Source organism: Hallerella sp., from assembly GCF_022776125.1.
Classification (GTDB): Bacteria; Fibrobacterota; Fibrobacteria; order Fibrobacterales; family Fibrobacteraceae; genus Hallerella; species Hallerella succinigenes.
Genome location: NZ_JALFIA010000013.1, coordinates 1 through 21,893 on the forward strand (window position 1 = coordinate 1; position 21,893 = coordinate 21,893).

The 21,893-nt window shown below is 49.4% G+C and carries 20 protein-coding genes and 1 pseudogene; 15 read left to right on the forward strand and 6 right to left on the reverse strand.

Features of this window, described 5'->3' with window-relative positions:
- Positions 1-715, forward strand: a 715-nt coding sequence (locus MR847_RS01135) for a type IIL restriction-modification enzyme MmeI (protein ID WP_353846826.1), incomplete at its 5' end; no start/stop codon positions are given.
- A gap of 32 nt (positions 716-747) precedes the next feature.
- Here MR847_RS01135 and MR847_RS01140 read toward each other — a convergent pair.
- A complete protein-coding gene (locus MR847_RS01140) occupies positions 748-1,182 on the reverse strand; it encodes a dUTP diphosphatase (protein ID WP_100425598.1) in 435 nt (144 codons plus the stop codon).
- A gap of 81 nt (positions 1,183-1,263) precedes the next feature.
- Positions 1,264-1,524: pseudogene (locus tag MR847_RS01145) on the reverse strand (diaminopimelate dehydrogenase); the annotation flags it as partial.
- A 129-nt stretch (positions 1,525-1,653) separates the two neighbouring features.
- Here MR847_RS01145 and MR847_RS01150 point away from each other — a divergent pair.
- The gene (locus MR847_RS01150) at positions 1,654-2,355 is read left to right on the forward strand and encodes a PaeR7I family type II restriction endonuclease (protein WP_100425597.1); all 702 of its coding nucleotides are present in this window, start codon (positions 1,654-1,656) and stop codon (positions 2,353-2,355) included.
- Entirely contained in the window at positions 2,342-3,928 is a 1,587-nt protein-coding gene (locus MR847_RS01155; RefSeq protein ID WP_100425596.1) for an Eco57I restriction-modification methylase domain-containing protein, read from the forward strand. The genes MR847_RS01150 and MR847_RS01155 overlap by 14 nt, the downstream gene beginning before the upstream one ends.
- Positions 3,929-4,030: 102 nt before the next feature.
- On the opposite strand, the gene MR847_RS01160 is transcribed toward MR847_RS01155, so the two are convergent.
- Positions 4,031-5,014, reverse strand: coding sequence for a diaminopimelate dehydrogenase (locus MR847_RS01160; protein ID WP_287722703.1), 984 nt, complete (start codon positions 5,012-5,014; stop codon positions 4,031-4,033).
- A 65-nt stretch (positions 5,015-5,079) separates the two neighbouring features.
- Positions 5,080-6,264 carry a pyridoxal phosphate-dependent aminotransferase gene (locus MR847_RS01165; RefSeq protein WP_287722705.1) on the reverse strand — a complete coding sequence of 395 codons (1,185 nt, stop codon included), beginning with the start codon at positions 6,262-6,264 and terminating at the stop codon, positions 5,080-5,082.
- Between the two features lie 224 nt (positions 6,265-6,488).
- Between MR847_RS01165 and MR847_RS01170 the strand changes: the two genes are divergently transcribed.
- Genes MR847_RS01170 through MR847_RS01180 form a run of 3 tightly spaced genes read left to right on the forward strand, consistent with a single transcriptional unit; the run spans position 6,489 to position 10,460 of the window.
- The gene (locus MR847_RS01170) at positions 6,489-7,307 is read left to right on the forward strand and encodes a TIGR02147 family protein (RefSeq protein ID WP_287722707.1); all 819 of its coding nucleotides are present in this window, start codon (positions 6,489-6,491) and stop codon (positions 7,305-7,307) included.
- Positions 7,304-8,509 (forward strand): carboxypeptidase-like regulatory domain-containing protein, encoded by a 1,206-nt coding sequence (locus tag MR847_RS01175; RefSeq protein WP_277002561.1) that lies wholly within the window; start codon positions 7,304-7,306, stop codon positions 8,507-8,509. The genes MR847_RS01170 and MR847_RS01175 overlap by 4 nt, the downstream gene beginning before the upstream one ends.
- A 58-nt stretch (positions 8,510-8,567) precedes the next feature.
- Positions 8,568-10,460 carry a glycoside hydrolase family 5 protein gene (locus tag MR847_RS01180; protein WP_287722710.1) on the forward strand — a complete coding sequence of 631 codons (1,893 nt, stop codon included), beginning with the start codon at positions 8,568-8,570 and terminating at the stop codon, positions 10,458-10,460.
- A gap of 71 nt (positions 10,461-10,531) precedes the next feature.
- Here MR847_RS01180 and MR847_RS01185 read toward each other — a convergent pair whose 3' ends face one another.
- The gene (locus tag MR847_RS01185) at positions 10,532-10,675 is read right to left on the reverse strand and encodes a hypothetical protein (protein WP_157797936.1); all 144 of its coding nucleotides are present in this window, start codon (positions 10,673-10,675) and stop codon (positions 10,532-10,534) included.
- A 17-nt stretch (positions 10,676-10,692) separates the two neighbouring features.
- Positions 10,693-11,949 carry a hypothetical protein gene (locus tag MR847_RS01190; RefSeq protein WP_199189262.1) on the reverse strand — a complete coding sequence of 419 codons (1,257 nt, stop codon included), beginning with the start codon at positions 11,947-11,949 and terminating at the stop codon, positions 10,693-10,695.
- Positions 11,950-12,030: 81 nt separating this feature from the next.
- Here MR847_RS01190 and MR847_RS01195 point away from each other — a divergent pair, with 81 nt between their 5' ends.
- The 9 genes from MR847_RS01195 to MR847_RS01235 all read left to right on the forward strand — a co-directional run bounded on the left by MR847_RS01195 (position 12,031) and on the right by MR847_RS01235 (position 21,835).
- On the forward strand, positions 12,031-13,071 hold the full coding sequence (locus MR847_RS01195) for a hypothetical protein (RefSeq protein ID WP_100425592.1): 1,041 nt from the start codon (positions 12,031-12,033) through the stop codon (positions 13,069-13,071).
- A 1-nt stretch (position 13,072) separates the two neighbouring features.
- Positions 13,073-13,855 (forward strand): phosphoribosylformimino-5-aminoimidazole carboxamide ribotide isomerase, encoded by a 783-nt coding sequence (hisA, locus tag MR847_RS01200; protein WP_106519824.1) that lies wholly within the window; start codon positions 13,073-13,075, stop codon positions 13,853-13,855.
- Positions 13,856-13,895: 40 nt separating this feature from the next.
- The gene (locus MR847_RS01205; protein WP_287722713.1) at positions 13,896-15,305 is read left to right on the forward strand and encodes a glycosyltransferase; all 1,410 of its coding nucleotides are present in this window, start codon (positions 13,896-13,898) and stop codon (positions 15,303-15,305) included.
- A gap of 52 nt (positions 15,306-15,357) precedes the next feature.
- Positions 15,358-16,344, forward strand: coding sequence for an A/G-specific adenine glycosylase (locus MR847_RS01210; RefSeq protein WP_287722715.1), 987 nt, complete (start codon positions 15,358-15,360; stop codon positions 16,342-16,344).
- On the forward strand, positions 16,334-17,827 hold the full coding sequence (gene scpC, locus MR847_RS01215) for a succinyl-CoA:acetate CoA-transferase ScpC (RefSeq protein ID WP_287722717.1): 1,494 nt from the start codon (positions 16,334-16,336) through the stop codon (positions 17,825-17,827). The genes MR847_RS01210 and scpC overlap by 11 nt, the downstream gene beginning before the upstream one ends.
- Positions 17,828-17,888: 61 nt before the next feature.
- The gene (locus MR847_RS01220; RefSeq protein ID WP_287722719.1) at positions 17,889-19,442 is read left to right on the forward strand and encodes an acyl-CoA carboxylase subunit beta; all 1,554 of its coding nucleotides are present in this window, start codon (positions 17,889-17,891) and stop codon (positions 19,440-19,442) included.
- Positions 19,439-20,245, forward strand: a complete 807-nt coding sequence (locus MR847_RS01225) for an OadG family transporter subunit (protein ID WP_287722721.1) — start codon at positions 19,439-19,441, stop codon at positions 20,243-20,245. The genes MR847_RS01220 and MR847_RS01225 overlap by 4 nt, the downstream gene beginning before the upstream one ends.
- A gap of 18 nt (positions 20,246-20,263) precedes the next feature.
- Positions 20,264-20,659, forward strand: a complete 396-nt coding sequence (locus tag MR847_RS01230; protein ID WP_100425585.1) for a biotin/lipoyl-containing protein — start codon at positions 20,264-20,266, stop codon at positions 20,657-20,659.
- A 12-nt stretch (positions 20,660-20,671) separates the two neighbouring features.
- Positions 20,672-21,835, forward strand: a complete 1,164-nt coding sequence (locus tag MR847_RS01235; protein ID WP_100425584.1) for a sodium ion-translocating decarboxylase subunit beta — start codon at positions 20,672-20,674, stop codon at positions 21,833-21,835.
- Positions 21,836-21,893 lie beyond the last annotated feature (58 nt).

Sequence of the window (21,893 nt, forward strand, 5' to 3'; positions counted from 1 at the left end):
CAACAACAAGCCGCGTTATTGTCTTTGGCTTGTCGATGCGACGCCCGCACAAATCAAGGGAATGCACGAAGTTTACAAACGCGTTCAAGCATGCAAACTGGACCGGGAAAGTTCGCCAGACGAAGGGCGGCAGAAACTGGCCTTAAGACCGGCCCTTTTCCGGGAAACGAACAACCCTGAAAGCTATATCATTGTGCCAGCGACATCTTCAGAAAGAAGATTCTATGTTCCGCTAGGTTTTTTAGATGCTGATTCAATACCTTCAAATGCAGCTGTAATCATTCCCGATGCCACCCTCTACCATTTCGGAATCCTCACTTCCAGCGTTCACATGGCTTGGATGCGAGCCGTTTGTGGACGTCTAGAAAGCCGATATCGCTATAGCAAGGACATTGTCTATAACAACTTCCCGTTTGTTACGCCTAAAACGGAATCGTCGTTAGACGATTCGAATCCGTGTGGCAGTCTTCACTGCACGGCGGCGCAAGCGTCAAAAATCGAAAAGACCGCCCAGGCGATTCTTGATGTCCGTGCAAAATACCCTGACTCTAGTCTTGCTGACCTCTACGACGAGCTGACCATGCCCGCAGACCTGCGCCGTGCCCACGCCGAAAACGACCGTGCCGTCATGGAGGCTTACGGTTTTGCCCCCAAGATGACCGAGGACGAAATCGTGGCTGAACTTTTCAAGATGTACGGGGAACTTACGAAATAATTCCTAAATCCGGAACCAGAATTCCGTATTTCCTAGATGCCCGTACTGCCAAAACCGCCGCGGTTCTTGTCTTCAAGAACGGTTTCCACGAAGTTCAGCTTCGGCTGATTTTCCATGATGCGGAACTGTGCAATGCGGCTGCCCTTTTCGATCGTCACATCTTCCGTGGCAAGAACCGGCATTCTCCACCAGTCTTCCTTTCCGCAATAACTGCAGTCCACGACGCCCACGGAATTCACCTGCAGAATTTTCCAGTTCTTGAACGTGGAGCTGCGCGGAGCGATGTGGGCTTCATAGCCTTGGGGAAGCTTCATGGCGACGCCCAAATGAATCAGGCGGAATTCTCCCTTCTTGAGAGTCACGGTTTCTGCAGCCGCAAGATCGATCCAGTCGGACTTGCCGCCGATGTATTCCAAGCGCTTGATCGAATCGTCCAAGTACTGAATCTGAATAGTCTGTTCTGCCATAAAAATTCCTTTTTTAGAGACAATATAGAAAAGAGCCGCAGCATAACTGCGGCCCTTTCATTTGTAAGCATTTTTCAAAGATTAGAGAAGGTCCTTGCGGAGTTCTTCGTCGCTCTTTTCGGAGAGGTATGCAGGCGGAACGTCGAGAACCGTCTTGCAACCGCGGGCGCCTTCCTTGTACATGCGGGCAAGAGCACGTGCATAGGCAACGAGAACGCTCGTGGTAAAGGCTGGGTTCGAACCGAGCTTCAAGCTGTATTCAATTACGTTCGTGAATTCCTTGTCCCAACCGGTCTTTCCTGAGCGGATCACGAAACCGCCATGAGCCATGCCAGACAAATTTTACGATACTTCTTCTATAAATCTCCACAATACCCTAAATAAATATTCATCGTTTTCGAGTAAAAACTTTGCTCTGACAAAAAATTACATACAAAAAATCTATTTTACTGAACAAAAGGGTTTAGTCAGATGGATCAGCAAACTTATTTAAAAGAAATAACAAAGGCCGTTTCGTTTTTCTGGAAATCTAAGCAAAAACAACTAGCAACAAGCGTAGATAAAAGTAATCGAGGGGCCGTTGTTGGTGGAAAGCAAATGGACGGATTTATCTCTTTGCTAAAGAAAGTTGCTGAAAATTCTGGAGTTCCAAGATCTTGCATATATACAAAAAACAATTACTTGCCTGGATTTTTTCGCTCATCCAAAAACTGGGATTTCCTAGTGATTTCGCCATCAAAAAAATTGATTGCAGCCATAGAGCTAAAATCGCAGATTGGCTCATACGGTAATAACTTTAATAATCGAACCGAAGAAGCCATTGGTTCAGCAGTGGATCTTTGGACAGCTTATAGAGAAAATCAATTTCCCAATCAACAAGCACCATGGGTTGGGTACATCATGGTTGTCGGCAAGGATATCGGATCAACAACTCCTGTAAAGAACAATGAACTAATTTATCCAGTATTACCAGAATTTGGCAAAGCCTCATATATAGACCGATATAGAATTCTCTGTAAGAAATTAAAATTGGAGCGACATTATACTTCTACTGCTTTGTTGTGGACTAGTAGTGAAAAGAAATATGGCGATGTTGCTGAAGACATCTCACTAAATTCTTTTTTGAATTTTTTCGCCGCTCATCTTAAAGGCTCTGCTGATGAATTCAAATGATATATATGGTGTGAGAGCAAATGGCAACGCTCATGGCGATGTATTTACATCACCAGAAATTGTGCGTTATATGCTAGATATAGTTGGGTATAAAGCATCTTATAATTTATCGCAAGTTATAGTTCTGGAACCCTCTTGTGGAGAAGGTGCTTTTATTATTGAAATTGTACGAAGATTGAGAGACTCCGCATCACGTTATCATTTTGATTTTAAGGATGCTTTTTATCGATGTGTTTTTGCCTATGATATAGACGCTACTAAAATAAATAAATGCAAGAAAGAGCTTTTTGCCTTAGGAATAGAGCCTTCTGAAAAAAATTTTAAGGTTGCAGATTTTTTATCTAGTGAAGTTCCTATGGCCGATTTGGTCATTGGAAATCCTCCATATGTCCGCTATGAAAATATTCCTGAAAGCAAGCGAAAGTTGTTCAAGAATATATTTACAACATTTCATTATCGATCAGATCTTTACGTTCTTTTTTACGAAAAAACATTAAGATGTCTTAAAGCGAATGGGAAGCATTGCTTAATTTGTGCAAACAGATGGTATAAAAACGAATACGGCAAGAAATTGAGAAATTTTGTTGCGCAGAACTATCGACTGGAATCCATCATCAATTTAGAGCGTGCAAATGCATTTCAAGAAAAAGTTCTCGCTTACCCCGCAATAACGCTGATATCAAAACAATCTAGAGCCTCTACTTTATCATATGCAGAGGTCAAGTCTGTACAAGAGTTAAAAAAGATGTCTTTTTCAACAAGACCGGTCCCTAAAAATGACGATTGGTCCTGTATTTTCAGCAAAGCCGTAGTTAACGAAAATCTATATACTATAGAAGAACTAGGTTTTAGAATTGGGATAGGAGTCGCAACGGGTGCTGACCACGTATTCATCTCAAAAGATTTGCCCAAACTAGTAGAAAAAGAACTTCTTTTGCCAGCATTGAATGCAAAGAATCTGACAGGAAATCAACTACAATGGAATGGTGAATTTTTATTGAATCCTTATGCAGAAAACGGTGAACTTATTAATTTATCTAAATTTCCTCGCGTAGAAAAATATTTGAAATCTTTCAAAGAAAAACTTTCAAATAGACATATTGTCAAAAAAAACAATGCCAAATGGTATAAAACAATTGACAAAATCAACCCTCAATTAATCAAAAAATCAAAGATTTTGTTACCTGATATTTCAGGAAATCGATTTGTTTTTCTAGATGAAGGTAATTATTACCCTCTTCACAATTTATATTACATCACAGGAAATACGCTTCGTGACCAAAAAATTTTGAGTGCTTTTTTGATGTCCGACGCAATACGTACTCAAATAGCAAGCATTACCAATAATATGAACGGAGGTTTTCCACGCTGGCAAAGCCAGCATTTAAGAAAATTACGAATACCCAATATAAAAGAAATGGGCGAAAGCATCGCAAATAGACTGTTGCAAAGTTACGATCAAAAAAAGCTTGATTCAATAAACGAAATTGTCAATTATGCATACAAAGATCTTATTCTCACTAGAAAAGGAAAAGGCTACTCGGGTGAACAAACATCATTAAATTTTATTTAGACACCCTGTCAATTAAACCATAAAAATTCCTTTTTTAGAGACAATATAGAAAAGAGCCGCAGCATAACTGCGGCCCTTTCATTTGTAAGCATTTTTCAAAGATTAGAGAAGGTCCTTGCGGAGTTCTTCGTCGCTCTTTTCGGAGAGGTATGCCGGCGGAACGTCGAGAACCGTCTTGCAGCCGCGAGCGCCTTCCTTGTACATACGGAACAGGGCACGAGCGTATGCAACGAGAACGCTCGTGGTAAAGGCTGGGTTCGAACCGAGCTTCAAGCTGTATTCAATTACGTTCGTGAATTCCTTGTCCCAACCGGTCTTTCCAGAACGAATCACGAAACCGCCGTGAGCCATGCCGGAGTGATTCTTCGCAAATTCTTCTTCGTCAATGAAGTGCACCGTGGTATCGTAATCCGAGAAGTAGTTCGGCATCGTTTTGATTTCGTTTTCGATTTTTGCCTTGTCCGCACCTTCAGCTGCCACGACAAAAACTTCGCGCGTGTGCTTCTGACGGGTAGAAAGTTCTGGATTCGAACCGCTGCGGACCGCTTCGAGAGCTGCATCCACCGGGATCGTGTACTGTTTTGCGTTCTTCACGCCTTCAATACGGCGGACGGCATCGGAATGGCCCTGGGAAACGCCCTTGCCCCAGAATGTGTAGGTCTTGCCGTCTGCGAGGAACGCATCCGCATACACGCGGTTTAAAGAGAAGAGACCCGGATCCCAACCGACGGAGATCATCGAAACCCTGTCAGCGGCCTTGGCTGCCGCGTCCACTGCGGCAAAATGCTGCGGAATATTTGCATGGGTGTCGAAGGAATCGACCACGTTGAAGAGCTTTGCAAATTCCGGGGTCTGCTTCGGCAAGTCCGTTGCGCTACCTCCGCAAAGGATCATCACGTCGATTTTGTCCTTCCAAGAGGCCGCATCGTTTACGTTCACAACCGGAACGCCAGCCGTCTGAATTTTCACAGTCGCTGGGTCGCGACGAGTGAACACAGCGACGAGCTCCATATCCGGTGCATACTTCACAGCGCTTTCCACGCCGCGGCCGAGGTTACCATAACCGATAATGCCGATTTTTGTCATATTGGAATCCTCTATTGGGGTTAAATTTTTCAGCGCTTAATTTAAAAAATTAGACTCGGCAAAACCTACTTCCAATCCACATTTTTTGCGGCCAAGGCTTTTTCACGGAGGGTCGAAAGGCGTTTTAAAGCTTCCTTTAAAGTTTCGTCTTTCTTTGCAAAATGAAATCTTACAAGATTGTCAACTTTTTCCCGGAAGAAGCTCGAACCCGGAACCGCCGCGACGCCCACATTCTTGATCATCCATTCGCAGAACTTGTAATCGTCCTTCACCCCGAACTCGCTCACATCGACCATCACAAAATAAGAGCCCTGCGGTTCCGTCAAACGGTAGCCCAGCTTTCGAAGGCCGCCCACAAAAATTTCTTTCATGTGCGTGTAATGCTCTTGCAGTTCCTTATAATAGTCGTCGTCGAATTCAAGGCCCGTCACCGCCGCGATCTGCAAAGGCGCCGAAGCCCCGACGGTCAAAAAGTCATGCACCTTTTTCACACGGTCAATGATCCGCGGGCAAGCGATCACATAGCCCAAACGCCAGCCCGTGATCGAATACGTTTTGGAAAGCGAATTGCAAACGATCGTGCGTTCGCGCATTCCAGGAAGCGTATTTAAATAGATATGCTTGTGCGGCGCATAGACAATATGCTCGTAGACTTCATCCGTCACCACGTAGGCGTCATACTGAATCGCAAGTTCCGCAATGAATTCCAGTTCTTCCCGCGTAAAGACTTTACCGCAAGGATTCGAAGGATTGCAAAGGATCATCGCCTTCGCGCCTTGTTTAAAAGCGTTTTCCAAAGCTTCTTTATCAAAGCAGAAATCCGGCGGAACAAGCGGCACATAAATCGGTTCTGCGCCCGAAAGGATCGTATCCGCCCCGTAGTTTTCATAGAACGGAGAAAAGATCACCACCTTATCGCCCGGATTGATAACGCTCGTCAGCGAAGCCATCATCGCTTCGGTGCTTCCGCAGGTGACGACAATTTCACTTTCTGGATCGATCTTCATTCCCGAAAAATGCTCGAACTTTTTCGCTACGGCATCGCGGAACGCCTTCGCTCCTGCGCAAACTTGATACTGGTGCGGTCCCGTGTAAGCGACTTCCGCCAGGCGGTCCAGAATCGCTTTGGGCGGATCAAAATCCGGGAAGCCCTGGGAAAGATTGATCGCGTCGCATTCATTCGCAATTCGCGTCATTTGACGGATTACGGATTCGGTAAATTTAGAAGTTCTTGAGCTGAGTTCTCGCATAAATTTTCCCTGTTTTTTGAAATGATAGCAACGCAAGCTTTTCTTGTTCACCTTAAAAAGTCCGATTTTGGGGCAATTTCAGCAAAAAATCCTAATTTTTCGGCTTCCCAAGTGTTTCCAAATATTATGCATTAATTTTTTATATAGCTGAATTTTTACATTCATTTTTGAATTAAAATCTTATATTTATGGATATGCAGAGTGTTTCCGAAATTAGTGTATTCATGTATTTCGATTATCGCGAGTACATCCACGCGGTTTTGGAAGCATTGCAATCCGAAGGCGCTTCAATGCGATCCATTCAGGAAGCCGCAGGCGTTCCGGGTTCTGCATTCTTTTCTCGAATTTTGGACGGAACCCGTCCTCTTTCCAGTGCTAACGCCAAAGTTCTTGCCAAGGCTTGGAATTTGCGCGGCGAGGAAGCGGATTATTTTTTGGGACTCGTTCAATTTGGAAACGAAAAAAACGTGGACAAGCGGGAGCATTTGTTGAGAAAGCTTCTCGCCGCCCGTGCGAGCAAGCAGGAGTACGCTTTGCAGGATTCCGCGCTCCAGTTCTTTTCCAAATGGTACTATCCCGTTCTGCGAGATCTTCTTCCGCTCGTTCCGGCAAGGACATCTGCGGAAAAGATCGGCAGATTCTTCACTCCGCCTCTTCGCGCACCCCAAATCAAGAGCGGCATTCGTTATTTGACCGAAGCTGGTTTTATCGTCTGCGACAAGAACGGCAAATTCGCGGTCACAAGTCCTGTCGTTTCAACGCCGCCACGCGTGCGTTCCACAATGCTTCGCAAGTACCATTTGAAGAATCTGGAAATCAACAGCGAAGTCTACGACAGTTTTACAAGCGACGAACGCAGCATCACAAGCGTTACTTGTAGTCTTTCGAAGGAAGGCTTCGAAAAGGTCCGCACCGAAATCACTGCGCTCCGCGAAAAAATTTTAGCAATCGCTCAAGAAGACGCGAATCCTGACCGCGTATGCCATGTCGGATTCCAACTGGTTCCGCGTGCTAAAATACCCGCCAAGGAGAAAAAAGCATGAAGCTTCTTTCGCGGATTTTCGCACTCCTCTTTTTCACCGTTTGCGCAGCCGTTTTCAGCAACTGCAGCAGCGATCCCGTGGCAAACGGAACAGGCAGCAACGCTGGCGAAACGGAACTCGCCGGCGTCATCACGGTCACAAATCCTAGCGGCCATCCTCTTGCCCGTGCCGCGGCCCGCGTCTGGGTCTTGCACAAAGACACCATCCAGCTCGCTTTTGAAGATACTTTAAATGAGTCCGGGACTTTGGAATTCAAGTCCACGATCCGCGCCGAAGACAAGTCTTCCATTCAGCTGATCGAAACTCATTCCGGAGACTCTCTTTCGGTGATGCGCTGGGTGGATCTCGGCAAAAAACCGTCGCAAACACTCGCTGCGGTCGCCAGCGCGTCGCTGAAAGGAACCATTACCCATAACGGCGAAGCCGTGAAAGGTGCCACAATCCGCATCCTCGACAAATCCACCGAAACTGACGCAAGCGGCAACTTCACCTTTAAAGGTTTGCCAAGCGGTGTCCACTACGCATTCGTCGAAGGCAACTTTGGAAAGTTCTCTTACCAGATGGAAACGGATCTTGAAGAATATGCAACGACAAACAACATCGACATTGCCGAAAGCATCTTTACTGTCGTCGAAGACTTTGAAAACTGGAAATCCCGCCAGACGCTCCTCGGCAAAAGCTTTGGACAGGGCTGGTGGTTTATTTGCACCGATTCGCTGCAAGGCGGCGGAAGCCACGTTCAAGACGGCATCTCCAGCCCGAACATTCTCGTCACGGGAGACAGCGCAAAAGACGGCAGCAGTCTGCATTTGATTTTTGATTTGGACGAAGAAACTCCGGGGCATTACGGCGTCGCAGGCTTCACCATCGGCGACGATTTTGACGAAGACGAAATGTTCTCCTTCTACGATTTGAGAAGCGCCACCGCGATTTCATTTGACGCCAAAGGCTCGGGTGAACTTTTCTTGCAAATCACCAAGCGCAGCGATGAAGGCAAACGGGAATATCACAAGACATGGCCCGTCACGCTCACCGACGAATGGCAGCACTTTACCTTTACCGCCGAAGATTTCGACACAGAACTCGCCGCGGTGAACTCTTTGAATTTTATGGTCGAAAGCGATGCGGAAATCTATTTGGACAATGTTCGTTTTGATGGAATTTCGCCAAGCATGTGGCCAAGCTTAGGCATGCGATTCTAAGCCTTTGAATTTGCGACGAAAAAAAACAGGAGCCATTTATGACTCGGAGAGAGGTACAATGAAAAAGACGATGAAGGCTGTAACAGCCCTTTGCGCATTCGCACTCGCAAGCAGTGCCTTTGCAACGATTCAACCGACTCGTGTCGGACCTGTGAGCCAGTACGGCGCACTGCAAACCGGTACAAACGCCGCTGGCGAAGGCCGTATCTACGGTTCCGTCGATGGCGTCGTGGACGGTAAAGAAGTTCAGGTCCGCGGCATGAGCCTTACCTGGAGCCAGTATTGGCCGTACGGTTCGAGTTTCTATGGGCATTCCTTTATCGACACTCTCGTCGGATCCTGGAACGTAGAACTCATTCGTTCTGCGATGGGCATTGTCCCGCCTTGGGGCCATGGCAGTTATATGACCCGCCCGGAATATTTTGAATCTCAAATGGATACGGTCGTGCAGGCTGCAATTGCAAACGATGTTTACGTTTTAATCGACTGGCACAGTGAAGGCGGCTACTTCAACTGCATTCACCCAAACGAAAAGCCGAAGTATGAATTCAACGACAACAAGACCTGCTTCAGTGCAGCCGACGCAGCTGCATTCTTCGGCCGTATGGCAGAACGCTACGGCAAATATCCGCATGTGATTTTTGAAATCTACAACGAACCGGTCAGCGAAAGCTGGAACGATCTCAAGGCTTATGCCGACAGTGTCCTCACCGAAATTCGTAAATACTCAAACAACCTTGTCGTCATCGGAACGCCGACCTGGTCTTCGATGGCAGGCGAAGCGATTTCAAATCCGGTCCAAGATAAAAATGTCGCCTACACCTATCACTTCTACGCAAACCTGCACCAGACCGCAAGCCACATCGCAAGTTCAAACACCGCCATGGCAAACGGTTTGAGCATCTTCGTCACGGAATGGGGCGGCATCGACGACATTTTCACGAACGCTTCTTACAAGACTCAGCTCGAAAGTTTCCTTTCTTGGGTCAACGAGAAAAAACTTTCGACCGCCAAGTGGGATGTAGAAAAACCTTATCTCGAAGCCAACGACGTCGACAACTACATCAAGGCAAATATTCTTCCGGCCAAAACGACATACACCAAGAACGTGAACTGGGAAACATCCATTACCGACAACCTGCCCGGCTCCGTCACCTACGGCACTTCTAGTGCTATTTCGGGAACTTGGAGCGCCACTAGCGACATTGACGACTACGGCGACGAACAAGGCGAAAAGGGCAACTCCACATTCACCAACAATTCCACCGCGACCACGGTCAAAATGGACAACATGATTCTCGACACGGTCGGCACAGGCTTTGATTATGCGCCCTACATTCGTGCGGAATACACCTTCGGCGCAGGCGTCGATCTTTCGAACTGCAAGATGGTGAGTTACAAGTACAAAGGCGCAAACCACCAGTTCACCCTTTACTACGACTGGAACGCAAGCGTTGATTTCTTCGGCGTAGGAGTTTGGGACTATCCGTTCGTCGAAATGCCATACGCTCCGGAATGGGAAACCGTTCACATCGATCTCGGCTGGATGACAAGCAACGGTTGGCAGACAGGCATTCCGACCTATCCGGTTTTGGAAGCCGCTACCGCATTCCGCTTTGTGGTCACGAACGACTTCTTTGACACTTCACTCTGGATTGAAGACCTGAAATGCGAAGAAGAAGTGTCGGGTTACAGCCCGGTCGAAATCGATACGACGACCGCACTTCCGACAATCGTCTCCAAGGCTTCCCCGCTGAACGTTTCCGTACAGGGCAAGAACATCGCCGTGAGCGGGATTGAAAACGGCAGTCTGTACATGCTCTCGAACATGCTCGGACAAGTTATGGCAAGTGGCCGCACACACGGTTCAATCCTGAACCTGAACGTCGCAAACTCCGGCAAGTATATTCTTCGCATCGGAAGCAAGCAGACAGCAATTTCGATCCGTTAAATTTCACATGATCCCCAATAAAAAAGGAGCCCTCGAAAGAGGACTCCTTTTTAGTTTCCACTGAAAAAAGTTTATTCTCCTTCAGAGTCGGTCACGAAAAGCGAGTTGTCCACAATGCCACTATCGCAGTTGCCAGAAACATTATCCGCACTGCAAGCAACGAGGGCGAAGGAAACGAAAAGCATAGACATCAAAACGATCCAAGTCTTTTTCATTGTTCATTCTCCTTAAATTAGAAGTTGAGGAAGATGCCAAGATCAGCCACAATATTGTCGCCGTTGAAAATGGCAGCAACCGTCTTGGTGTAAACTTCGTTGGTCAAGCTAGCTTCAACAGCCACCATCTTATATTGGGCGCGAAGACCGAGCTGTGCTCTGGTACGTTCCGTGTGAAGCTGGATTGCAGAAATCTTGTCGCCATCCACATACTTCACCGATTCGTAACCGAAGAGAAGAACGTTGTGAGACACGCCACCGAAGAAGAGGAAGTTTTCGTTCAGGGCAAAGTCAGCCCAGATGTTCGGTTCGAGCTGAAGGCCGAATTCCGTGTGAGACTTAATGCCAGCATCACCGCCGTCATAAATTTGAATACCGAGAGTGTTATTGGAACCAATCATAACACGAGCCATATCATTTCCGAGAATTTGTGCAGCGAGATTGAAGTACGGATCGATTTCCACACGGCTATTTCCGGTAGCGCTCGTCGAAGACTGACCGGCAATCGTCATTTCCGTCGTTTCAGCATGACGGAGGAGCAAAGCACCTGCCGTCCAACCGAGGGTCGTAGCACTCGGAGAGTTCGTGAAGCGAGCAATCAAACTGAGTTCCCAGTAATCATCTTCGACATTGTCCGTCGATACTTCGTCATCGATCGTAAGCCAGCCCGCTTCCAAGCTCAAAGCATAGGCGCCGAGAGGCATTGCAAACGTCACGCCGAGATCGTCACCAGCATTCACCACGGTAGCATCATCGTCGCCATCGCTCACGAAGCTCTTGGAAAGACCGATGTCCAAACCAAGACCGAAGCCTGCCGTAGCGATACCAGCCGTGAAGAGGCCGACATCCGCAGAAGAATTATCAAGACCACCGTAGAAAGTAAGACCTTTATTGAAAGCGACGTAGCCGAGAGCGTTAGTCGGTTCCACATACAAGAACTGGCCTAGAGCCATCATGTACGGGTAATCCAACTGATCGGCAACCGTCGTTGCAGCGAGTTCGCTACCGACGAAGTTATAAGCGTTACCGCGAAGCACGTCAAGCTGAGCCAAGAGCGAGCTCGAATTCTGAGCCGGGGCTACTGTAGCCGGGGCCACTGCAGCCGGAGCCTGTGCCACCGGTTCCGTTTCATACGGAGACGGAGCTGGTTCCGCAGCCGGAGCTTCTGCAACCGGAGTGGCTTCCTGAGCCGGATCCTCTGCGTAGTAGTCATCTTGTGCAAATGCAGAAGCAAACGCAAACGCGCTTACTCCAGCCAACAATTTCAAATTCATACGACCTCCTTAGTTGAATAGAACTTGCATTCAGCATAAAATAAGGTGTCAAATATAGTTCAAAATTTCTATGTTAAGGGCATGGCCTTTTTAAAAAACATTTTTTCCATTCTCACTGTTTCGGGAATGGCATTCTGCGCTTTTGCATCCGACGTCCAAGCGCCTTCGACAAACATTCGCAACGTCGATAAATCGGATTTTTTCGCTAAAAACCTCAAATCCGCAAAGAATACCGAAGCTTGGACGTATCAATTTGTCTTTGACAACGGTACCCGCGCCTACGTCAATTATGCAACCATAGTCATTCCGGCTTCCGGAAAAAAAATCGGTTGCGACATTTCATTCTTTAATCTTAAAGGCAAAAAATCCAACATTGGACGCCAATATCCATTGGAACGTATCAAGGAGTACAAAGACCAAAACAAAATCTCCATCAAGGATGAATACATCATGGAAGGTCTTCCCGGAAAAGGTCACCGCGTCCTCTTTACTGCAAACAAGGAAGATTTCGGCAAATTCCTGCTCGATATCACCTTCACCAGTGCAAACAAGGGCAAAGTTCCGGGCGACGGCAAATGGAAAATCGGCGATGGCTATTACGGGGCCGCGGTCCTCATTCCTTACGGACGCGTCAAAGGTAAAATCGCCCACAACAGCGATACTCTCGAAGTCCAAGGCTACGGCTATCTCGAACACACCTGGCAGTCCGGCAACCCGACCGATCTCGCCGAACGCGCCTTCAATGTCAGCGAAGCGACCCGTGGTGCATACGCCGGACGCCTCGCCCTCGACGAAGACGGAGTCCCTTTTGGCTATCTAATTGAAAAGAAAGGCGACAAATCGAACGTTTTGCTTCCGAAAAGCATCCTCGAAAACGGAAAGCCGTATAAAGGTTCTAAATTTCCGAAAACCGCATTGCAAATCACGTGGCAAAATGCCGCAGACACTTTGACCCTCGACATGTCGAAGCCGCGTCAAAAGTTCTCCATGCTCGAAAACTTTGACGGTTGGCTCGCCAAAAAGGCGACCAAGGTGATGCTCGGCGGTGAAATTTTCTTCTGGCGTGGACGCTCCAAAGCCGCAGACGGTTACATTTACGACTGGAGCATTACCGGATTCTAATATGACCCTTTTTCGTCCCTGTATCGACATTCACCAAGGCAAAGTCAAGCAGATCGTCGGCGGAACCCTTTCCGACAGCGATACTCCCAAGACGAACTTCGTGAGTGAAAAGTCCCCATCTTACTACGCAAACCTTTACAAGAAAGACGGCTTAAAAGGCGGTCACGTAATCATGCTCGGCAAGGGCAACGTAGAAGCGGCAAAGGAAGCCCTGTCCGCATACCCGAACGGACTCCAGGTCGGCGGGGGCATCCACCCAGATAACGCCCAGGAATATCTCGATGCAGGCGCAAGCCATGTGATCGTCACCAGCTGGGTCTTTGACGGAGCGCACCTCGAAATGGAAAAGGTCGAACAGCTTTCGAAAGCCGTGGGCAAGGAACATCTCGTCCTGGACTTAAGCTGTCGCCGCACCGAAAACGGTTGGAACGTCGCCACGAACCGTTGGCAGACTGTTACCGATGCCGTTGTCAATGAAGCTCTTTTGCAAAAGCTCGGCGCATACTGCGACGAATTCCTCGTTCACGCAGCCGACGTCGAAGGCCTTGAACGCGGCATGGACGAAGACCTGATCCGCTTTCTAGCCGAAAAAAGTCCACTTTCTGTCACTTATGCAGGCGGAGCGAAAAGCATTGACGACTTAGTCCGCTGTAAGGAGATCTCCTGCGGACGAGTGGACTTGACCATCGGTAGCTCCCTGGATATTTTTGGAGGAGCGGGAACCCGTTATGAGGACTGCGTTGCGTTCAACCAAGAACAGGTTCACGAAAAGCAATCTCTTTAACCCATCCCATTTTTGATTTTTTCGCATTATTTTACGTACGATGGTAACTGAAGATTCGAACAACACTTACGATTCCCGCCCGCCGATTTTTGGCCGGACTGTTTCGAGTACGTTCCCCGAATACTTTTCTTTCAAACACCAGCCTCCTGGAAACATTCGCACTTGCATGATTCCACCGGTGGTATTCTGGCAAGTCCTTCGCAATCTGCCGCAATTGCTCAAGCTCCGTTTCTTTTTGAAGAAAAAACGCAAAGAGCATGCCGAAGATGATATCCGAGTCGCCTTCTATTCCGACAATCTAGATGAAGTCAATGGGATTGCGAACAATTTGCGCCATGTGATTACCTACATGCGCGGCCACGGTTACAAGGCGGCCCTCGTCGGCAGCGCTTTCAACACGCGTCCCTGTGGCGTCGTGGAAAACGGCTACGTCATTTTGCTTCCGCGCGTCTTTAGCATGGAACAGCTCGGTTACGCAAACAGCGAACTTGCGATTCCACACGTGCGTCCGATTCTTCGTTTGCTCAAACGTTACCCGGTCGATATCGTCGAACTGGAAACGCCGAGTCCGGGAGCTTGGGCGATCGCCTTCTGCGCCAAAATCGCAGGCATCAAGGTGATCAGCCATTACCGTACCGACGTCCCGACTTATACGAAGACCCTTGTCAAAGCGAAATGGATGTATCGTTACGTTTTGATGCTGATGCAAATCTTCTACGGCTTCACCCGTCCGGTCGTAAGCCCGTGTAAAGATTACAAGAACATTCTGCACAACGACATCAAGGTCCCGCTCGACAAGATCGAAATCATCCGTCGAGGCATTCCTCTCGAAAATTACAGTCCGGACTTCCGTGGCAAAGGCACGTGGGAAAAATTCTCGGACCTTCAAGGGAAAGTGCGCTTTGTTTACGTCGGTCGAATTTCTAAAGAAAAGAATCTTCCGTTGCTTCGCAATCTGTGGATGGAATTCCGCAAAAAGCATGACGACGCCGAACTGATGTTCGTCGGAGACGGCTGGTACTTAGAAGAACTCAAGAAAGATTTTGCTAGCGCTCCGGAAGTCCACTTTGCAGGCGTTCAAGGCGGCGAAACCCTCGCAGGCCTTTACGCAGACGCCGACTTTTTGCTGTTCCCGAGCACAACGGATACCTTCGGAAACGTGGTCGTCGAAGCTCTCGCATCGGGCACTCCCGCCATTGTCACCGATAAGGGTGGCCCGCAGGATATCGTGTTCGAAAAAGGCTGTGGACAGGTTCTCCCGGCAGACGATACCGCCGCTTGGCTCGCCGAACTCGAAAAGTGCATGAACCTTCGTCACGACGAAGTCGCCTACCAAAAGGTTCGCGAAAACGCTTACAACCGCAGCAAGGACTACACCCTCGAAAAGGCTGCTAAAGCCCAGTGGGAATTCTATAAAAAGGTTTATCACGAAGCTTACCTCGGCAAATAAGGCGCTCTGCGCATGGTTCAAAAAAAAACGCGCCGAGTTTCCTTGGCGGCCCTTGGACTTATTCTCTAAACGCGACCCCTATGCGGTCTGGATCAGCGAAACGATGCTGCAACAGACGCAGGTTTCCGCTGTCCAAACCGCCTACAAAAAGTGGATGCAAGACTTTCCCACCGTGCAGGCGCTCGCAAGAGCAAGCGAAGACGATGTTCTTTTGCACTGGCAAGGGCTCGGCTATTACAGCCGCGCAAGAAACATCCACAAGACCGCGAAACAGGTCGTTCAAAACGGCGGAAAGTTTCCAAGCAACCGCCAAGACTTGGAAGCGCTCCCGGGAATCGGCGCATACACCGCAGGCGCTATTCTAAGCCTCGCCTTTCATCAGAACGAAGCGATTTTAGACGGAAACCTCGTCCGCGTTTTTTCGCGCCTTTCCGAATGGGATTTTTTACCGACTAAGGATAAAGCGGCAAAAGATTCCTATTGGGAAGAAGCGTACAACTGGGCAAACGCAGGCGATGCATTCCTTACAAATGAAGCTTTGATGGAACTCGGGCGAACCGTTTGCAAAAAAACAAATCCGCTTTGCGAAAGTTGCCCCATTCAAAAAATTTGCAAAGCCTTTCAAAACGGGCGCGCCACGGCATTTCCGCCCCAAAAGCAAACCCGGTACGTTTCCTGGATCGGCTTTGCGCTCGCCATCTGCGATTCCAAAGGAAATTTTTTACTGCAATCTTCGCCTCAATCGCCGTTTCTCAAAAATCAGCTGACATTTCCGATATTTGAATATGCGGACGCGTTCAAAAACATTTTCCCCGGTATCGCCGAAAATGTAATTTCCCCGGAGAACGTCAAGCGCTTTGCTTTTACGGGAACTGTCGAACATTCGATTACCCGTTACAAAATCCAATGCCGCGTTTTATGCGTAGAAGCCAAATCCCATAAAGGGCTCCCAGGTTCTTGGATTCCAAAACAGAAACTTCCCCAAAAAATCATTTCCAGTTTTGCGCAAAAAATCGTAATTTTAACGCATGACTTCTGACCTGGTTTCCAAAGAAATTTCTGCAGAAGAAGCGGCAGAACTGATTCAAGATGGAGAAGTTCTTGGCGTTTCCGGATTCACTCTCGCAGGCTACCCCAAAGCGGTCCCCTCCGCTCTCGCCAAAAGGGCGGAACGCTTACACGCAAACGGCAAACCATTCCAGATTACGCTTTTTTCTGGAGCCTCGACTGGCGACGAATGCGACGGAGCCTTAGCCCGCGCCAAGGCAATCAAATGGAGAGCGCCTTACCAGTCCAATCCAGATTTGCGTTCCGCGATCAACCGCGGCGAAATTTTCTACACCGATGCGCATCTCGGAATCATGGGGCATCTCGTCCGCACAGGCTCTTTGCCGCGCCCGACGACAGCGATCATCGAAGCGAGCGAAGTGACTTCTGACGGAAAAATCCGTTTTACAACGTCCTGCGGAAATTCCGTCGAATATTTGCGAATGGCAGACCGCATCATCGTGGAACTGAATTCCATTTACGGAGATGCACTCTGCGGAATTCACGACTGCTACCTGCCAGAACTTCCCCCGTACACGCACCCGATTCCGGTGGTAAATGTTCTGGACCGCGGCGGAAAGGATTACGTCCAAGTCGATCCGAAAAAAATCGTGGCGATCGTCCGCACAAATCAAGGCGATACCATCCGACCGTTTACCGAACCCGATGCAGTTTCCAAAAACATCGGTGGTCAGATTCTTGAATTCCTTGCACACGAACGCAAAAAAGGACGCCTTCCCGCAGGGCTTCCCTATCAGAGCGGCGTCGGCAACGTGGCAAACGCTGTGCTCACCGCTATGGCGCGCGATTCCTTGCAAGAGCCGGTGAGCCTCTTCACCGAAGTCATTCAGGAAGCGGTCTTTGAGCTGATCAAAGCAGATAAACTCGTCGGTGCAAGCGGCACCGCTCTCACGTGTTCCGCAGACGCTCGCGAATATTTTAAGCAGAACGCGGCTACGCTTCAAAAGAAGTTCGTGCTCCGCTCGCAAGAAGTTTCAAACCATCCGGAAGTCATCCGACGCCTCGGTGTCATCTCCATGAACACGGCTCTCGAATGCGATATTTTCGGCAATGTGAATTCTTCACACGTTTGCGGTTCTTCGATCATGAATGGCATCGGCGGATCCGCTGATTTTTCAAGAAATTGTCTGCTCGGATTTTTCATGGCGCCGTCGACGGCAAAAAATGGCGCGATCAGCACGATTGTTCCATTTGTTACACATTTGGATCACTCCGATCACGAAACCCACATATTTGTCACGGAGCAAGGCCTAGCGGACCTCCGCGGGCTCGATCCGGTGTCCCGTGCGCACAAAATAATTGAAAATTGTGCACATCCAGACTATCGCCAACAGCTCAATGATTTTTTAGATTACAGTATGCGGTCCTCGAAAGGAAAGCATATTCCGTTCGCTCTTGACCGAGCGTTCAATATGCATCTCGATTTCCTCGAAAAAGGAACGATGAAAGAATAACCTCTTCTTTTTGGAATTCTATTTTTCAATTGCAACTATGGAATCCTAAAGGAAACTAGAAATGGCTATTAAACAAGAATTACTCGATCAACTTGAAGAGCGTCGCAAGTTTGCTCTCTCCTCGGGTTGCGGTCCGGAGAAACTCGAAGCACGTCATGCAAAGGGTCTCTTCTCTGCACGTGAGCGTGTCGCTGACCTCGTCGACGACGGTTCCTTCCAAGAGGCTGGCATGTACGTGGACCACGACGTCCGCGGCTTTGGTTTCGAAACGAAGAAGCTCGCCGGTGACGGCGTTGTGACAGGCATCGGCAACATCGACGGTCGCCCGGTCACCGTGATTTCTCAGGACTTCATGGTCAGCGGCGGTTCCCTCGGTAGCCGTCACGCCCAGAAGATGTCCGAAGCCATGCAGCGTGCTATCGAACTCGGCACGCCGATCATCTCCGTAAATGACTCCGGTGGAGCTCGTATTCAGGAAGGCGTGAAGAGCCTCGCAGGCTACGGCAAGGTTTTCCGTGCAAACGTCCTCGCTTCGGGCGTCGTACCGCAGATCGCGGTCATCGCTGGTCCGTGCGCAGGCGGCGCTTCCTACAGCCCGGCCCTCATGGACTTCTGCATTCAGCTCAAGGACAATTCGAACATGTTCATCTGCGGTCCGCAGGTGATCAAGGCTTCCACCGGAGAAGAAGCTCCGCTCGAAAAGTTCGCATCGGCTGCAGCCCACGCAACGGTTTCCGGAAACGTCCACTTCGTCGCCAACGACGACAAGCACGCTTCCCAGATCATCAAGAAGCTCCTCAGCTTCCTCCCGTCCAACAATTCCGAACTTCCACCGCACAAGCTCACCGACATCGAACTCGATGACGATCCGAGCATGAACCAGATCATTCCGGAAGACGCAAACCAGCCGCTCGACGCCTACCAGGTGATCGAACGTCTCGTCGACCCAAACGAATGGCTCGAAGTGAAGCGTGACTTCGCGAAGAACATCATCACGGGCTTTGGCCGCATCAACGGTATGGTCGTCGGCATCGTCGCGAACCAGCCGAAGTACAAGGCCGGCTGCCTCGATATCGATTCTTCCGACAAGGGCGCAGAATTCGTGAACTTCTGCGACGCATTCAACATTCCTATTGTGACCCTGACCGACGTCCCGGGATTTATGCCGGGTCTTGCCCAGGAACGCGGAGGCATTATCCGCCACGGTGCAAAGATGCTCTATGCTTACGCATCTTGCACGGTTCCTCTCGTCACGGTCATCATGCGCAAGGCCTACGGTGGTGCTTACATCGCCATGGCTTCCAAGGATCTCGGCGGTGACGTCGTGTACGCTTGGCCGACTGCTGAAATCGCCGTAATGGGCGCTGAAGGTGCAGCCAAGATTATCTACAAGAAGGAACTCGCAGCAGCTGAAAACAAGGATGCTCTTTACAAGCAGCTCGTTGACGACTACCGCGAAAAGTTCTCGAAGCCTTACCAGGCTGCAGAATCCGGCATCATTACCGATGTCATCAATCCTGCAGAAACCCGCGCTAAGGTTTCGCTCGCTCTGAGAACTTTGCTCTCGAAGCGTGTCAAACGTCCAAATAAGAAACACGGGTTGAGTCCTCTATGACAACAGCAACACAACAAGAAGGCGTCGTCAAAGCGACTGGGCCTTATCCCGTTCCAGAACGGTTTAAGGAACAGCTGGCTATTATGCCAGACTCGATTAGCGCTCCGCTTAAAGAGCAGCTGACTTTGATGCCCGACTCGGCAGTCGTTGAGATCTACCAAGGCGGTCATAAAGTCTCCATTCTCTATAAGACGAATGCGCAATCGCGTGAAGCTAACGCACGCCAGGACAGCGTAAGAACTGTCAACGGAGCCAACAAGGCTCTTCCGATTGCGAAAGCCAAACTCAGTGATCAATACGTCACGGAACAGGGTGAGGTCGAAACCTTTACACTCGGCAAGCTTGCCGAATTCCAGGCGACGGGCCTTATCATCGTGATGGTCGTGATTATCGGTATTATGTTCCTCACATACTTGATGAGTTATGTGATGAACAAGGTCATCACGCCAATTCTTTCGAAGAAGGAAAAAGCTCCGGTTGCTGCCAATGCAGCTCCTGCAGCAGTCGCTTCTTCGGATCCGATCAAGATTGATCTTTCCAAGGGTCTTGGCGATCCGGACGCACCGAGCGTGCACCCGGGATTCACGAACAAGCAGCTCCAGGCATTCCTCAGCATCGCTGCGGTTTCCGCCTTGGAAATTCATCCGGGTCTCTCGAATGAAAAGCTCGCAGTCATTCTCGCAATCGCTGCAGCCGAAGTCCTCGGCGGTCCAGTGAAAATCGTCAAATTCAAATCTCAAAACTCGACCGAATGGGCTTGGACTACTCAGGGTCGCACAGAATTACAATCCAACGAGCTCTAAGCTCAAGAGGAAACTACTATGAAGAAAGTTATCCGCATTACGTTTGAAGGCAAGACCTACGACGTTGAAGTCGAAGTTCTCGGCAACGCAGCTCCGGCCGCAGTTGCACCTGTCGCAGCCGCTCCTGTGGCTGCAGCTCCGATCGCTGCTCCGGCTGCCGCTGCCCCGGCTCCCGCTCCGGCCGCTGCTCCGGCTGGAGAAGGCACCCCGATTCCGAGCCCGATGATGGGTATCGTTTTCAAGCTCAAGGTGAAGGTGGGTGACAAGGTTACGAAGAACCAGGAAGTTGCCGTTCTCGAAGCCATGAAGATGGAAAACTCGATCGTCTGCCCGTGCGACGGTACCGTCACTTCGATCGCTGTCAAGGAACAAGACTCCGTAACCGAAGGCCAAGTCTTGATGACTATCGCCTAAAGAGGGCCTCCTATGAGTGGTATCTTAAACTCAGTCACAGACATGTTCGTCAACGGCACGGGATTCTCTGCAATCTCGGGTCCGATGATTGTCATGTGGCTCGTCAGCATTGTGCTGATGTATCTCGCGATCGTCAAGAAGTACGAGCCTTTGCTTCTTTTGCCGATTGCGATCGGCGCTCTCGCCGTCAACATTCCGTCCCGTGGCTTCTATGAAGGCGGCTGGGGCATCGAAGGAATGTTCACTCCGACTGCCGGTCTTTTCTACTACATCAGCCAAGGCATTCATCTCGAGCTCTTCCCACCCATCATCTTCCTCGGCGTCGGTGCCATGACCGACTTTGGACCGCTGATTGCAAATCCGCGTACGCTGATCCTCGGCGGCGGTGCTCAGTTCGGCGTGTTCATTACGATGTTCTGCGCAGTCGCCTTTGGCGGATTCACTCTCGGTGAAGCGGCTTCTATCGGCATCATCGGTGGTGCAGACGGTCCGACGTCCATCTTTACGGCCAACAAGCTTGCGCCGCACCTGATTGGACCTATCGCTGTCGCCGCTTACACTTACATGGCACTCGTGCCGCTGATCCAGCCGCCTATCATGCGAGCGATGACAACCGCTAAGGAACGCGTCATTCGTATGAAGAGCCTCCGCAAGGTTTCGAAGCTTGAACGCATCACCTTTGCAGTGATGGTGATGGTGGTCTGCGTGCTCGTTGTTCCGGATGCTTCCGCTCTGATCATTATGCTCATGACCGGTAACATCTTCAAGGAAGCGGGCGTCGTGGAACGTCTCGTGAAGACGGCTCAAAACGAACTCATGAACATTGTGACGATTTTCCTCGGTACTTCCGTCGGTTTGACGATGTCCGCAGACATCTTCTTGCAGCCGAAGACCTTGATGATCATCGCGATGGGTGTCGTTGCTTTCGGCTTCTCGACTTTCGCAGGACTTCTCCTTGCAAAGATCATGAACTGGTGCAGCCCGAAGAACCCGGTAAACCCGTTGATCGGTTCTGCTGGTGTGTCGGCTGTTCCGATGGCGGCTCGCGTTTCCCAGGTGGAAGGCGCCAAGTACGATCCGCAGAACTTCCTTCTCATGCATGCCATGGGTCCGAACGTTTCGGGCGTGATCGGTACCGCTATCTGCGCCGGTTACATGATTTCGAGACTTGCCTAAAGTCTCGAACTTTCCAAAGAAAAACCTCGGTATTCCACCGAGGTCTTTCTTTTTTAAG

What these genes read in the sequence shown, in the direction of transcription:
- MR847_RS01185 (WP_157797936.1), bottom strand. Translation starts at nt 10,675, where the DNA reads ATGAAAAAGACTTGGATCGTTTTGATGTCTATGCTTTTCGTTTCCTTC.
- MR847_RS01140 (WP_100425598.1), bottom strand. Translation starts at nt 1,182, where the DNA reads ATGGCAGAACAGACTATTCAGATTCAGTACTTGGACGATTCGATCAAG.
- MR847_RS01190 (WP_199189262.1), bottom strand. Translation starts at nt 11,949, where the DNA reads ATGAATTTGAAATTGTTGGCTGGAGTAAGCGCGTTTGCGTTTGCTTCT.
- MR847_RS01230 (WP_100425585.1), top strand. Translation starts at nt 20,264, where the DNA reads ATGAAGAAAGTTATCCGCATTACGTTTGAAGGCAAGACCTACGACGTT.
- MR847_RS01225 (WP_287722721.1), top strand. Translation starts at nt 19,439, where the DNA reads ATGACAACAGCAACACAACAAGAAGGCGTCGTCAAAGCGACTGGGCCT.
- MR847_RS01195 (WP_100425592.1), top strand. Translation starts at nt 12,031, where the DNA reads ATGGCCTTTTTAAAAAACATTTTTTCCATTCTCACTGTTTCGGGAATG.
- MR847_RS01175 (WP_277002561.1), top strand. Translation starts at nt 7,304, where the DNA reads ATGAAGCTTCTTTCGCGGATTTTCGCACTCCTCTTTTTCACCGTTTGC.
- hisA (WP_106519824.1), top strand. Translation starts at nt 13,073, where the DNA reads ATGACCCTTTTTCGTCCCTGTATCGACATTCACCAAGGCAAAGTCAAG.
- scpC (WP_287722717.1), top strand. Translation starts at nt 16,334, where the DNA reads ATGACTTCTGACCTGGTTTCCAAAGAAATTTCTGCAGAAGAAGCGGCA.
- MR847_RS01170 (WP_287722707.1), top strand. Translation starts at nt 6,489, where the DNA reads ATGTATTTCGATTATCGCGAGTACATCCACGCGGTTTTGGAAGCATTG.
- MR847_RS01220 (WP_287722719.1), top strand. Translation starts at nt 17,889, where the DNA reads ATGGCTATTAAACAAGAATTACTCGATCAACTTGAAGAGCGTCGCAAG.
- MR847_RS01180 (WP_287722710.1), top strand. Translation starts at nt 8,568, where the DNA reads ATGAAAAAGACGATGAAGGCTGTAACAGCCCTTTGCGCATTCGCACTC.
- MR847_RS01165 (WP_287722705.1), bottom strand. Translation starts at nt 6,264, where the DNA reads ATGCGAGAACTCAGCTCAAGAACTTCTAAATTTACCGAATCCGTAATC.
- MR847_RS01155 (WP_100425596.1), top strand. Translation starts at nt 2,342, where the DNA reads ATGAATTCAAATGATATATATGGTGTGAGAGCAAATGGCAACGCTCAT.
- MR847_RS01150 (WP_100425597.1), top strand. Translation starts at nt 1,654, where the DNA reads ATGGATCAGCAAACTTATTTAAAAGAAATAACAAAGGCCGTTTCGTTT.
- MR847_RS01160 (WP_287722703.1), bottom strand. Translation starts at nt 5,014, where the DNA reads ATGACAAAAATCGGCATTATCGGTTATGGTAACCTCGGCCGCGGCGTG.
- MR847_RS01205 (WP_287722713.1), top strand. Translation starts at nt 13,896, where the DNA reads ATGGTAACTGAAGATTCGAACAACACTTACGATTCCCGCCCGCCGATT.
- MR847_RS01235 (WP_100425584.1), top strand. Translation starts at nt 20,672, where the DNA reads ATGAGTGGTATCTTAAACTCAGTCACAGACATGTTCGTCAACGGCACG.